Annotated in this window: 9 protein-coding genes; all 9 read right to left on the reverse strand. The window is 61.9% G+C overall.

Going from position 1 to position 13,206, the window contains the following annotated elements; translation table 11 throughout:
• Positions 1-43: 43 nt before the first annotated feature.
• The 9 genes from ACH79_RS43705 to ACH79_RS04955 all read right to left on the reverse strand — a co-directional run bounded on the left by ACH79_RS43705 (position 44) and on the right by ACH79_RS04955 (position 13,012).
• Positions 44-838, reverse strand: coding sequence for a hypothetical protein (locus ACH79_RS43705; protein ID WP_246738432.1), 795 nt, complete (start codon positions 836-838; stop codon positions 44-46).
• A gap of 115 nt (positions 839-953) precedes the next feature.
• Positions 954-2,807: a hypothetical protein gene (locus tag ACH79_RS04920; protein WP_202639175.1), complete on the reverse strand. Its 1,854-nt coding sequence runs from the start codon at positions 2,805-2,807 to the stop codon at positions 954-956.
• 98 nt (positions 2,808-2,905) lie between these two features.
• Positions 2,906-3,415 carry a toprim domain-containing protein gene (locus tag ACH79_RS43710; protein WP_246738433.1) on the reverse strand — a complete coding sequence of 170 codons (510 nt, stop codon included), beginning with the start codon at positions 3,413-3,415 and terminating at the stop codon, positions 2,906-2,908.
• Positions 3,416-3,858: 443 nt separating this feature from the next.
• On the reverse strand, positions 3,859-4,089 hold the full coding sequence (locus tag ACH79_RS04930; RefSeq protein ID WP_161850010.1) for a hypothetical protein: 231 nt from the start codon (positions 4,087-4,089) through the stop codon (positions 3,859-3,861).
• A gap of 119 nt (positions 4,090-4,208) precedes the next feature.
• Positions 4,209-5,108: a hypothetical protein gene (locus ACH79_RS04935; RefSeq protein ID WP_161850011.1), complete on the reverse strand. Its 900-nt coding sequence runs from the start codon at positions 5,106-5,108 to the stop codon at positions 4,209-4,211.
• 167 nt (positions 5,109-5,275) lie between these two features.
• Positions 5,276-6,529 carry a tyrosine-type recombinase/integrase gene (locus ACH79_RS04940; RefSeq protein ID WP_161850012.1) on the reverse strand — a complete coding sequence of 418 codons (1,254 nt, stop codon included), beginning with the start codon at positions 6,527-6,529 and terminating at the stop codon, positions 5,276-5,278.
• 682 nt (positions 6,530-7,211) lie between these two features.
• Positions 7,212-8,501: a siderophore utilization protein FsrB gene (gene fsrB, locus ACH79_RS04945; RefSeq protein ID WP_161850013.1), complete on the reverse strand. Its 1,290-nt coding sequence runs from the start codon at positions 8,499-8,501 to the stop codon at positions 7,212-7,214.
• Positions 8,502-8,596: 95 nt separating this feature from the next.
• A complete protein-coding gene (locus tag ACH79_RS04950) occupies positions 8,597-10,588 on the reverse strand; it encodes a TonB-dependent siderophore receptor (RefSeq protein WP_161856218.1) in 1,992 nt (663 codons plus the stop codon).
• 1,539 nt (positions 10,589-12,127) lie between these two features.
• Complete coding sequence (locus tag ACH79_RS04955; RefSeq protein ID WP_246738434.1) at positions 12,128-13,012, reverse strand: TIGR02594 family protein; 885 nt, start codon at positions 13,010-13,012, stop codon at positions 12,128-12,130.
• Positions 13,013-13,206: the final 194 nt, after the last annotated feature.

Genomic DNA, 13,206 nt, shown 5'->3' on the forward strand with positions numbered 1-13,206 from the left:
TGCGAGGCATTGGTCCTTGCCCGGCAGCCGGCCGAGCGCGGTTTCAACCCTGTTCGACTCGCCGGCGCATCAGCAGCGAATACTCACCGTGATCTGTGCCATCGAGCGCAGGCAACGGTTCCCAGCCTTCAGCCGTGTACCCCGGAACCTCAGCACGCTGGACGTAGCGGAACAGTCCCGATGACGCGGTTACGGCAGGCGTTCCGCTAAGCCTGCTGCGGTAGGCGCTTTGCTTGCATGCCTGCGAACAGAACCGAGAACTGGATCGCTGCGGCTCATAGGCCTTGCGGCATTGCTCGCAGATTCCAGTCCGTCGAATAGGAGTGACGGTGTCACCGCTACGACAGTGGAAGACTGGGCCGCCGTTATGCCGGGCGTTGAACCTGTACCAGGCGTGGTTGTCCTTGCCGGTATGCTTCGAACCCTCAATCCATTTGACGCGGCCGATCGCCACAATGTCCGAGCACGAGGCCATGAACGGCGAAGCCTGCCGGGTCGACGCCCAATCCGATTCCAGCAACAGCCACGTCGGTGCAATGCGCTGGAAATGCTCGATCAGCACATGCATCACCGGGCGGTTGTAAGGCGGGTCTGTGATAATCGCGTCGGCTGCGCCGTAATGGTCGAATTTAAGTGCATCCTGACCGGTGTGGATGTCGCCGGCATAGACACAGCGCAGGCCGAACCCTTGGAGATGCCGTACCAGGTCGCCGTCGCCGGCACAGGGTTCGGCAAAGCTGCGAACTCCGCGAAGGTACGGGATCAGTGGCACTACCGCTGCCCGTGGCGTCGGGTAGAAATCAGCCTCGCGGCGCTCGAAGTTGGATCGTTTGCCCATCAGGCCGCAACCTCCTTTTTTCCGAGCCAGATTCGGGTCGGAAATTTGCGTCCGCACCGTCCGCAGCGTCCGCGGCGTTATTTTCCAAGGAGTTGCCGCAGACGGTTTGATCGTCTTAGCCGCTACCGTCCGCATCGCGCGACTTTGCGTCCGCATCGCTATTTTGCGTCCGCGCCGACTGGGCGAAGAAGCCATTGCCGAGATTGGCTTTTCCCGAATTGGCGGACGGTGCGGACGATGCGGACGCAAATTCCCCCGGCTTTTCTGGTGCGGAAAAAGTGATGGTGATGATCCGATCCCGCACCCGGCTTTTTTTCTTTGCGAAGGCGATTTCGATACCGATCTTGCGCAAGTTGGTCGCAGCCCGCCGCAGCCGGCCCGAAAGCGCCCGTGGGTTATTAGGCCAGTGCTTCGACTTGGCGATGCGCTCACCCGCTTCCTTGGCAAGGTCGCCCAGAAGGTCCGACGCCGTCCCCGTCCACACCGTCCGCGCTGTCATCATGGCGCGCACGGCTGTAGCGATGGGGTTGGCGTCGATCATGGCCTCCACCGCATCTTCAAGGTTGCCACAATAGGCCGACCAGAAGGTGCCGTCGGACCACAGCGCCGGTTCGCACGCGGTCGCCCACAGCGCGAAATCCGCCATGCGGGGCAGCTTCTCGAGCCGTGTTTCGGGAAGTAGCTTCAGGCCGACAACTACTGCATCGAGCAGGGCGCCAAGGATATGCGGTCGTTCGGTCTCAAATGCAGCCCATAATTCCTGTTCGGGTCGTCGGTGTTCTTCCGAGATCGGTTGTAACGTCAGGAACAGCGCGCGGTCGGCGAGGTCGGGCCGGTTGACGATCTCTTCAATGCCATTAAGGATCACAGGTCGCGCCGCGTCGAACAGCACCTCATCATGGTCGGTGTAGAGCTGTCGCACGGCAAAGCCGCCGCCCGTTGCCAGCCGACAAAGCGTGTCCGATATCCACTCCGGCAGACCCGATACGTTATCGAAGGCCAGGACATGGCCGTTACTGGCGGCGATGAACAGGTCGCGGTCCTCGCGCGGCAGGGCGCGCAACGGCGCGGTGTTGGGATCGAGCAGCGACCGCAGGATCGCCAACAAGGTGGACTTGGCCGAACCCTGCTCGCCAGACAAAACCATCACCGGATAGGGACCGCGGTCGCGCAGAACAGCCAGTGCCCAGGCCACCAACAGGACAAAGTCACTATCAGATTTCACATTGAGGAAGGGGCGCAGAGCCTCGATCGATCCACCGGTCACCGGCACCGATAATGCCTGCATCCCGGCGGCGCGCCGGAAGCGGACAGGCGGATTCTCGACAACGCGCCATCCAGTGGCGTCGATCTCAACCGCGCGCCAGGTGTTGTCGGCAAGGTCAAGGTAGAGCCTGCCTTCGAATCCGCCGATACGGATGTGAACGTGCCGCTCCGGCCCGTCGAAATGGGCCTTCGCCTCGATCACGTTCAGCGCCGATTGCAGCGCTTCGGAACTCGGCGCGCCGCCGGTTGCTTCATAGAAGCGGCGGGTTAGCCAACGGCGGAACCCCTTGGAGCGGATAGGCCAGGTTTCGCGATGGCCATTAACGTCGAGGTCGGCAAAGCCAGTTCCGTCCGGAGCATGGAACGGTTCAGCGGTTTGCGCGAGGCCGACCAGAATGTCGGCCTGTGTCGGTTGCCGCCCGCCGGCATTTCCCGTCTGCTCCGCGATAGCGCCGTCGAGCGCCGTCACTCTGCAGCCCGCACTCTTGAGCTGAGCACGCAGCGACTCGAAAGCTGAGCGGTCATTATTTTTCAGCGCGGCAAGGGCGACTATCACCTCCGGGTTGAAGGGAGCGCCGGGATCGCCAGCGGTTTGCTCGACCAATCCATCCAGTGCGTCGTGCACCTCCTCGGCGGCAGCAATGGTGTTTAAGATCACGTGATCTGCGATCTTGACGTGTTCATCGCAATCAGAGCCCGCCAAGGCATGGCTCGTGGAGGACCTCGCCGAACCACTGCGATCACTTCCTTCGCAACGAACGCAGAGGAACTGTGGAAACCCGTGCTCGCACTCGTTTGTGTTTACCGCCACGGCAAGACACTCCTCGGGCTTGATCCGTCTGTGGCGCTTTCCTTGGTATTGCCGGGACCGCCATCGGCGAACGCGATCACGGGGCGAAACCCCACGAGCAGATCGTTGAAATCCATGCCGGTCGGCGGTCGGGCGATCCGAACGCTGCGCCCTCCGCGCTTCCAGCGCTGGGCGCAATTCCAGGCCGCCGCTTCGCCGGGTTCGTCGCCGTCGGCGAGAATGATCACGTCACGAACGTTGGTCGGCAGACCGAGGAAGCGCAGGCCAGATGTCGAAAGCGCAGCCCATGCCGGATGTCCGGTCGCCTGCATGGCGGAAAGGCAGGTTTCAATGCCTTCCCCAATCATCAGCAAGGAGTCTGGCAGGGCGAGCCGGACCACGCCGCCGCGACACGGACCGAGCATCAACTTCTGCGGCTCGATCGGGGCCTTACCGGCCCCGTCGCGGGCAAGGTAAGTGCGATGAATAGCGAGCGGCTTTCCGCCAACGCTTTCGGTCACCAAGGCCACCATGGCCGGCCAAATGCCTCCCGAGGGATGCTTCAAACCAGCGTGGAAGCGAAGCGCATCTGGTAACGGCAGGCCGAGGCCCCGCGAGGCGAGGTACGTCTCCACCGACGACCGTAACGCCGATCGGGCGGTCTGCCAGATGGCGAGGGCCGTCTCGCTACGCCTCTCATTTTCCTGATACGAAGCGCGCTCGATAGGCGCGCGGCGTGCCGTGCGCGAAATCGAACGAGGACGGTGATCGGACCAAAGGCCCCGCGCTCGAAGTGCCGAAATGACGCGCTCCTGGGCGCAACCAGCGTGGCAGTGGATCAGCAGCTTGTTATCCGCATCACGAATCGAGAGGCTCGGCTTGCGATCCTCGTGCGCCGGGCATCGCGCCATCCAACCTGAACCCGCCCGATGTCCGCCAAGGGCTTTCGCGAGATTTTCAGCGATCATGACACGCCTCGCGTGGCTTTTTCGCGCGCGCGACGCCACGCTTCGGCCGCCTCACGTGAGATCAACACGCGAGTGCCGACGCGGAACGTCACGGGCATCAAGCCCAGCGGTCTCAATTTGTAGTAAAGCTGCGGGCTGATGCGATGACGCGCGCAGAATTCGTCAATGGAATAGGCGTCGGCGCAGTCGCCTGCGTTGGCCCGGCCGGTAACTTCGGGGCGTGCCACGCCTTGTCCTCCATACTTGAGAAGCCGTATGGAGAACGATGAGGCAGTGTGGAAATTTAAGCGAACACGCAAATACGCATTTGCCTATTTGCGTATTGGCGTATTTGCGTATTTGCGTGTCAGCCGACCTTTCGCCGGCCCCGGGCACGGGCGATAGAGTCAATTGAAGGCGGTTTCCAAGATTTGTCTTTAAAAAGCGGCCCGATAAGGCGTTGGATTTCCTTTGCGGGAACATTGGGCGGTACGCCGTCCGGAAATTCCAAGTGTAGCGCCCATTGGATACGGCTGACTTGCCAACGGCGGCTATGTGCCTTGTCGATCACTGTTGCCGGTAAGACAGGAAATTCGCCGCTCACCGGCCACAGCCGCAACACATCGCTCTGCCCAAGTGTCACTGCGGTGAAGGGCTCGGGCTGGCTGACGGCGTCATACCTCAGGACGTCTCGCCCCCTTTCATCGCGCAATCGAAGGTAAACCCACTCCCGCGATGGAATCTCGACTACCGTGCCGTGGACGTCAAAACCTTGGGCTATCAGACGATTCTCCGACAACGCCTGCCACAGCGCGGCCACTGCTTCCCGAACCGTCATGACGGCGGTTGGGGGAACATTGCCTCGACCGCGTAACAATCCATCCCGCAGCACCAGCCGGCTGACCGTCGGCGCGAGTCTCGTCTCGAGAAAATTTCCTCCGCGCTTGACAGGCTTGGCAGTTTTGTCCGTGGAATCATTCCACTTACGATAGATCCAATGAAGGCACGCCGAGCAGAACTCGGGATCTTGCTCCCTGACCATTTCGAAATCACGCCACGCGATCCATGCCACCGACATCACGATCGACCAGTGGGATTTGGCCTTTGGATCGAAGCGAGGCAACTCAGGCCTTCGTTCGAACGGTTCAAGGCCATGGGCGGCGGCCGCCGCCTCCGCTTGCTCCTTCGTGAGCTCGCCACGTTCAGCCTGCATAAGCAGCCGGTTACGCAGTACATGGGGGTCGGTGTCGTCTGGCTCGTCAGCCATTCGCGCGCACCTCGCGAGGCAGCACCGTGGGACACGCGGAAGCTGGCGGTGCAAGCCGGCTTGTCGGGAGCTACCCTATCCGCGCTTGATGATCAGCTTACGTCCGGGATGCCTTGGTGCCAAGGACGACATTGAGTTCCGTGCGGGTTGGTGTTGAAGTTCACCTGTCACCTTGCGAGTGCAATCACATTGTCAGCGGCTGGCGCAGATTCCGACAACAGTCCGACGCGCGCGATGTCGTCGATAGAATGCTCAGTGATGTACTTCGAATAATGCTTTTCGATCATCGCGACGCTGGTGTTGTGCAGCGACGCCACCAGCCTGATTGGCACATTTCGCAGCAGCATGCGGACGATGCTGGAGTGCCGCAGGCAGTACATCGTCACCTCTGCAGGATCGAGCCCGATAGCGCTGACGATGTTGTCGACTTCGCGATGATAATTCTGACCTGGATTCTTATCCCAGGGGATGCCCTCGCTTTGCAGCAGTAGCGGCGCCTCGCCAGCGCGGCCCTTCGCCGCTGCCTTCAATCTCAGCGCCAACGCTCGGGTGATCGGGACGCTGTAGCGCTCGATCTTCTTCGCACTGCGGTTTCTGCCGCCACCCTTGGCCGACTTCGGCATCATTAGCTTCGGCCGCAGCGGGTGATCGTGCAGATCCTCGACCCGGAGGCGGACGGCTTGGCTGGGACGAGCGCCAGTGATCGCCAGCGTATCGGTCAGCAGCCCCAGTTGATGGTCCAGCGCGTAAGCGGCGGCGACAAACGCGAGCACCTTGTCGTCAGACAGAACAACGTTTCGAGCTTCTTGCGCATCCGGCAAACCAGCAAGTCCAGTTTCCCAGGCTTCTCGGTTCTGAACACGCTTGTCGTGCCGCGCTGCCAGCGCCAGCGCGGCACACAAACAACGGCAAAGTCTGTTAATGGTCGCCGGCGCCATTGTGCCGAGCTGGCCGTCGCGCCACTTCTTGAGCTCTGCGCTCGTGAGCAACGCCACCGGCTTGCTCAGCAGCACGCCAGTGAGGTGTAGGCGCGGCCACTCGGCGTTATAAGGATTGGCCTCGCGCGCTTCCAAATCGCGCCTGTAGGCCGTAAGCGCACTATCAACGGTGATTAGTGCGCTATCGGCGCTTCCGTCATCCCCACGCGCCAGTTTCTTCGCTTGATCCTGCGCCTGATAGAACGTCAGAACGCTCTTGGCGTCGGCGTCATCGAAATCGTCGGCCAGGGCGAAGGCTTTGGTCCAGTATGCGCCGTGGCCGTTGCTGGCCTTCAGCACCCAGGTGCCATTGGTCTTGTTGCGGCGATACATGAGGGCAATGCCGCGCGCTAGCGATGGACCGCTGTAGGGCCTGCGGCGGATTTTCAATCGAAGTCGTGCACTGCGGCTTTCCAGTGCACTAAAACTCACCCGGCGTGCCATATGAAATCGTGTCCCGTTCCCGCGAAGTGTCGCGATCGTGTCTGTGAAGGCCTATGGAGGCGTAGGACACGTTATGGGGATATTGCGCGGGCGATCAATGGCTTGCGGAGTCCACAGGGCTCCATAGAACTTCATGGGACTCTTTATTTTCCCTGCGCAATGGGTTGACGGCTTATGCCGTGGTCTCCCCGGAGCCGAATTCCTCTGGCCTCCGTCGCTGTCGGATTAGTGGTTATCGAAACCCGGTTGGGTTTCACAAACCTCCGTCAGCTTGGCACCAGCCACGGGTGTCAGGACCACACGGTTTTGCCGTACGCAACCCGTCTTCGCCAAGAGGCTTCGCCGGGCTTGGTACCCGCCCGACGAGCGTTAGCGAAGGCGGAAATCAGCGCCGTCATCTTGCACGCCGTGAGCCGCTCACGAGTTGACCTCGCCCTGCTGCCACCTTGCGCGCCGACGCTGCTTGCGTCCACCGCATCCCGTCCCGCGTTCGTGACGACCGCGATACGCCCCTCTTGCCGGGACGAGACGCGCGAAAATTGCCGCTGATTTGGGGTGAAAAGGAAGCGGTATATTTTTGCGCGGACGACTGGACGACCCAAATCAGTTTGAATCTGCTTCAAAAATTAGATTTTACGCGCAACGGGTTTCGGCTCGCAGCGATCCGAAAAGTTCGACAGAGCTATTCCGCGGGCGCGAGGCGTGCGCTCGCGCGGGTTGCGGCGGTCTCGCGCACGCGGATGCGGGCGCGGCGCTTGCGCCACCAGATCACGACGCCTGTCACCGACAGCGCCGCAACCACCAGCCCCATGATCGAGATCAGGATGCGGCCGGGCAATCCAACGATCCGGCCGGAATGCAGCGGGAACTGCGCCTGCACGAAGATGTCGGCGGCGGTGCCGACCCACGGCAGTCTCTGGCCGATCGGGCGGCCGTCCTCGCTGTCGTAATAGAGCTGCGCCGGGCCGACGCCGCCGGCGCCATGATCGTCGCCGGGGTGGAAGAAGGCTGCGGCATAGACGCCATGGGCCGGGCCATAATTGATCGAGCCGACGGGCGTGGTCCATCCGCGGCTCTTGCCGTCGGCCGCCGCGCGGGCCGCAATATCCGCAAACGTGACCTTGGGTTCGATCGGGTCGTCGAGATGCCGGTACGGACGCTGCTCGTAGGGCGTCGGGGTGTAGTTCGACACCGTCTTCATCAGCGGCGAAAACACCTCGAAATACAGGCTAAGCGAAAACGCCGTGAAGGCGATGACGAACAGCAGCGCCCATGTCCACAGGCTGAAAGCGCGGTGGATGTCGAAATTGATTCGATAGGCGCTGCCCGAGGTCTTGATCTTCCAGGCCGGCGCCCAGCGCGCCCAGAAGCCGCGGCCGAGTTGGCGCTCTACGGCCGGCGCCCGCTCCGCTTTGGCGCGGCGTCGGGACGGCAGCGTCAGATAGAAACCGACGAAACAGTCGATGGTCCAGATGATCGCGATGACGCCAAGCACGCGCATGCCCCAGCGATCGCTGCCCCAAAACTCCGGAATGTGCATGGTGTAATGCAGCTTGTAGAGGAATGAGACGAAGTTGGCGCGCGTCACCGGCCACACCGCGCCCCAGTAGCGCCGCCCGAGCTCCGCGCCGGTGTTGGGATCGAGGAAGATCTGGTTGTAATCCAGCGTGAAGCGCTTGCCGGTGGCGGGATCGATCCGCGGCAGCACGATGAACCACAGCGAATGACCCTTCTCCGGCGTCATGAACATGTGGACGACGCGCGCGCGCGGATCGCGCTGCTCGATCAGCTTGACCAACTCGACGGAGGGAATGGCGGGACCGCTGCTGGTTACGTCGAACAGATCCTGGTTCAGTGCATCGTCGATCGCGTGATCCCAGGAGATGATCGCGCCAGTGACGCCTGAAAAGAACAGAATGCCGGCGGTGAAAAGACCGGCCCAGCGATGCAGCCGCCCGAAGATCGATTTCATGGCTTGCGCCCGTGCTGTTGGTGCCGCAGTGAAACATCATCACCTCCGGTCGATCGACCGGCGGTGATGTAACCGTTGCGCATGTGCCAGCCGACCTACCATCGATAGGTCAGCTTCGCGATCGCCTTGCGGCCTTCGGCATAGAAGCAACTGGTGTAGCCGTAGCAGGCTGCGACATAGCGGGTGTCGGCGACGTTGGTGACGTTCAGCGCCAGGCGATAATTGCCCTTGGTGTAGGCCAGCAGCGCGTCGAACGCGGTCGAGGCCGGCACCTTGAAGGTGTTGGCGTCGTCGCCGAAGGTCGAGCCGACATAACGGACGCCGCCGCCGACCTGCACGCCAGCGAGCGCGCCGCTCTGCAGCGTATAATCGCTCCACAGCGCGAACCGGTTGAGCGGCACGGTGGTCGGCGCCTTGCCGACGTTGACGGGATCCTGCGTGACCACGGCGTCGATGTAGGAGTAGGCGCCACGGACGTTGAAACCTTCCGTCAGCGTGGCCGTGCCTTCGAGTTCGATGCCGCGCGAGTTCACCTGCCCCCTCTGCTCGGCAGTGTATGTCGGAGGCGCGAAGGTGACGACATTGGACCGCGTCAGATCGAAGGCCGCCAGTGTGATCAATGCATTGATCCCGACCGGCTGATATTTCACGCCGACTTCATACTGGACGCCGGTTTCCGGCTTCAGCAGCTCGCCCGCGGCGTTGGTGTTGAGTACCGGCAGGAATGATTCGGCGTAGCTGAAATATGGCGCGACGCCGTTGTCGAAATTGTACATCACCGCTGCGCGACGGGTGAATGCCGAAGCGTCGGCGGTGGCGGAAGACCGAAGGAGAAAGTCGTTGAGGTCGGTCGTGGCGAAGTCCTGCCGGGCGCCAAGCAGGAACGAGAGCCGGCCGAGCTTGATCTGATCCTGCGCGTAGAAACCAATCTGCGACTGCTTGATGTTCAGGTCGTCAGAAGGGCCGAGGTTGGTCCAGGTGTTGGTGTAGACAGGCGCAAACACGTTGATCTTGCCGGTGCTATACGTTGAAGCTGTGTCCCGGAACGACGTGTTGCGGTAGTCGATGCCGAACAACGTAGTGTGGCTCAGGATGCCGGTAACAAACTTGCCCTGGAGCTGGTTATCGACGGCGAACGAGTTGATGGTTGACGCGCCGCCGGAACCGGCGCGTGACATCAGACCTGCCGCTTCGTCGGCCGCCGAGAGGTAGCCCAGACCGTAGAAGCTCTGCTGTTCGTTGTGCATCCACGCATAACGCAGGTTCTGCCGGAACGTGAGTGCCTCGTTGAGGTCATGCGAAAGCAAGTATCCGGCTGTGGCCAGTTCGGTATCGAACCGGTTGAAATTGGGTTCGCCGCCGAAAAACGTGTTCGGGATAATGCGGCCGTTGTTCGGAAATACCGTGCCGGAGGGCGGAAGGAACTGCAGACCCCAGCCCGCAGTGTCCTTTTGATAATTGGCCAGCAGCGTGATGGTGGTGGCGTCGTTCGGCTTGAACGTCACCGCGGGCGCGATGAAGACGCGGTTGTCCTTGGTGAAATCGACCTGGGTTTCGCCGTCGCGGACGACGCCCGTCAGCCGCCACAATACGGTGCCTTCCTTGTTGGCGGGGCCGCCGACGTCAAACTGCCCCTGGTAGCGATTGAAGCTTCCGCCCGACACCGACACTTCGCCAAACTGGTAGGCCGTGGGCAGCTTGCTGACATAATTGAGAATGCCGCCGGTGCCGCTGCCGCCATACATTACCGAGGATGGACCCTTCAGCACTTCCAGGCGCTCGGCGCCGTAGGGTTCCAGACCGAGGAAGTGCACATAGCGGCTGCTTGGCAGCCGGAGGCCATCGAGATAGAGGCCGGGCATGGTCATGTCGAAACCGCGGATCTGCAACCCGCCGAAGCGGGTATCCGATCCGCCGTTAACGTCCCCGCTGACGCCTGCCGTGTAGCGCAGCGCGGCGCCGACCGATTCCGCACCCTGGTTCTTGATCTGATCGGTGGTGACGACGGAAATCGACTGTGGGGTTTCGATGATCGGCGTGTCGGTCTTGGTCCCTGTTCCGCTGCGGGTCGCGACGAAGCCGCGCACCGGACCATTGGCGCGTTCGCCGGCACCGGGACCCGATGCGGCCGCAGCGGGCACCGCTTGCGGCGAGCGGGCTGCACGAGCTGCGCGCGCGCCGCGCGTGGTCGAAGCGCGGCGGGATGGCTGGGCCGCAACCTGACGAGCGCGTTGCTGCGGCGCGTCCACGGTGACCGGTGGCAGCGCCGACTGCGCCAGTGCGGTTCTGGGCGGTAGGAGAAGGGTTAATCCGCTGACTGCCCCGAGGCAGATCATTCGCATGAGTTGAAGTCGAGTGGCGGAAAGCGAATCGAATCCTGTTGGTGTCACCCTGAAATTGCCCCGAGGTCTGCCGGCTTGGCCGGTATGATTTTTTGATGCCCCGCTCTAACGCAAGCATCTTCGGAGTTCGATGGGTGGTTGCTAGAATCTCTCCAGACTGCCCAGCCGATAGAAATATTTGGAAACAGTTCCACCGCAGCGGATCATGTTGCGAACAGCAGCACGCGTGCAGCGGTCAAGCGATGACACTTCGTGCCAAGCACGGCGCGAGGCCGGACATTTCGCTGCAGTTTCAGATTCCAAGTGCGACGAGGCCACTACAAACGACAATCAAACTCACGATGATAACGGCAAGGAAACTGGATGAAGCAAGATCTTCGCGCATGACGGCACCTATGACTCAATCAAATATCTCCAGCGGGCGAACCTTGACGCCCCAAAATTTTGAAACACACGACGCTCGCATCGCTGCTCACAAGTCAGGGTGATAATGACGCCTCAATAGCCACCCATGGTTTTGGGTTGAAGACCATTAAACCATCGGTTCGTTTCAGCATGTCTTCGTCGACCTACGAAAACGACTTCGTCGGCGCGGTTCCATCGTTACATGCCGAGCTGCGCATGAAGCATCCTCACGAAACCGAGAGGTCGGCGCGCCAGGACGCGCCTCGACCATCCCTCGCTCAAACGAGACAAAGCCTCCGTGAGGTGGCGCACTTCACATGCAGCGGCCGCGCGCCGGAACTACTTGCGATCGGCGCAGCGAGATGCGGGCCGCTCTCACATCCACTCGGCCGACGGGCCCTTAGCGGACGTTAAGGTGACTTCGGCCGAAGACCGCCAATGACTCCAAGCAGACAACGCCGGTGTTCTTGCCATATAGTTCAGCACTCAGACGAGCGGGATGTCTGTCGGAGGATTGAGGTTATGCGCAAAACACCGGGATCGTTACTCCTGGCTATCGCTGCCGTGCTTTTCAGCCCGCAGGTGCGGGCGCAACAGGTTGCGGCCGAAACGCCGCAGACAATGCTGTCGGCTCAGATTCGTACACAGGGATTCACCTGTGACAAGGCGCTTGGCGCCACGAGGGACAGAAAGCGCTCACAGCCGGACCGTGCTGTCTGGGTCCTCAAATGCAGCAACGCGACATACAGGGTGACACGCGCCCCCGATATGGCGGCGAAGGTCGAACCGCTCCCATGAGCGAATGATCTTCGCTCACGGGCGATGGTGGGCACGACGCTTGCGCGCCTTTGCCCACCGTACGGTTTGTCGCGATCCGTCTCAGCTCGTCGGCATGACGTAGGCGTAGATCCGGCCTCGTGAGACCGGGGCTTCACGGACGCGATTGCCGTTGTTGCCGGAGATCATGATCGGATTGCCCTTGGCGTCGACGCCGGTGATGATGCCGACATGGCCGCCGCGGCGGCCGCGCGTCATCACCGCGATGGCGCCGACCTGCGGGCCGGAAACGCGCTGGCCGTATTTCGCGAACGAACTCGCCATGTCGGAGCCGGTGCCGCGATAGCCGGAATGCTGCAGAACCATGTTCATGAAGCGCGCGCACCACAGGCTGCCACGCCCGGTCGGGTTGCCGCCGAGATATTTGCGCGCTTCGGCGACGACGTTCGACGAGGTGTAGCCCGAGGCCATCGCGCCGCCGGTGGGCGTCACCGTTGCATTCGAAGCGACGCCAGCATCCGCTGCGACGTTTGCGTTCGCGGCGACGCTCGCGTTGGCGTCGGCAAGGCCGCGCGTCTGCATGCGCGCGACGGCGCGATCCCAGCGCGAGGTGCGCTCGGCATGTTGGAGCCGGGCGCCACGGCGGCCGGTGCGGACGTTGCGCGATGCGTCAGCGTTGGCGTAACCGAAGCCGCCGGGTGCGACCATCTGAGGGGTGCCCGTGTAGCTCGGGTTGAAATCCGAAAAGCTGCCGGCCTGCGTCTGTGCGACTTGGCGCTCCCAGCGCGACATCCTGAGAGCACGGCGATGGTGGCGATAGGCGTAGTGATGCTTGGCATGATGGCCGGCGTGATAGGCCCGGGCGTGCCGCCCTGCGCCGTGGTGAGGTCTTGCCGAAGCCGGAGTGACAAATACGACGATAGAAGCCGAACACAATGCCAGCGCGATGAAACGAAGCGACCGGCGAAACGCAAACAACTGACGCATACTTAGTCCTCTGTAGAACTCCCACTTCCCCTTTGCGTTCGCCTACGAACGAACGCGGGCGGCGTTTTGCGTTTCGGGATGTGACGAGAGGAAGATTTCATGTGGCGGCGCGGAAACGATTCCGGGGTAATTCCGCGAAGATTCGATGGCGAAAATGGAACAATTCCGCCGCATTGCAGCCCCGAGAATTAATT

The sequence above is a fragment of the Bradyrhizobium sp. CCBAU 051011 genome (assembly GCF_009930815.1).
GTDB lineage: Bacteria > Pseudomonadota > Alphaproteobacteria > Rhizobiales > Xanthobacteraceae > Bradyrhizobium.

Bases quoted from the DNA above. Each gene is read 5' to 3' on its own strand.
- ACH79_RS04955 (WP_246738434.1), bottom strand. From the start codon at position 13,012: ATGCGTCAGTTGTTTGCGTTTCGCCGGTCGCTTCGTTTCATCGCGCTG.
- ACH79_RS43705 (WP_246738432.1), bottom strand. From the start codon at position 838: ATGGGCAAACGATCCAACTTCGAGCGCCGCGAGGCTGATTTCTACCCG.
- ACH79_RS04935 (WP_161850011.1), bottom strand. From the start codon at position 5,108: ATGGCTGACGAGCCAGACGACACCGACCCCCATGTACTGCGTAACCGG.
- fsrB (WP_161850013.1), bottom strand. From the start codon at position 8,501: ATGAAATCGATCTTCGGGCGGCTGCATCGCTGGGCCGGTCTTTTCACC.
- ACH79_RS04940 (WP_161850012.1), bottom strand. From the start codon at position 6,529: ATGGCACGCCGGGTGAGTTTTAGTGCACTGGAAAGCCGCAGTGCACGA.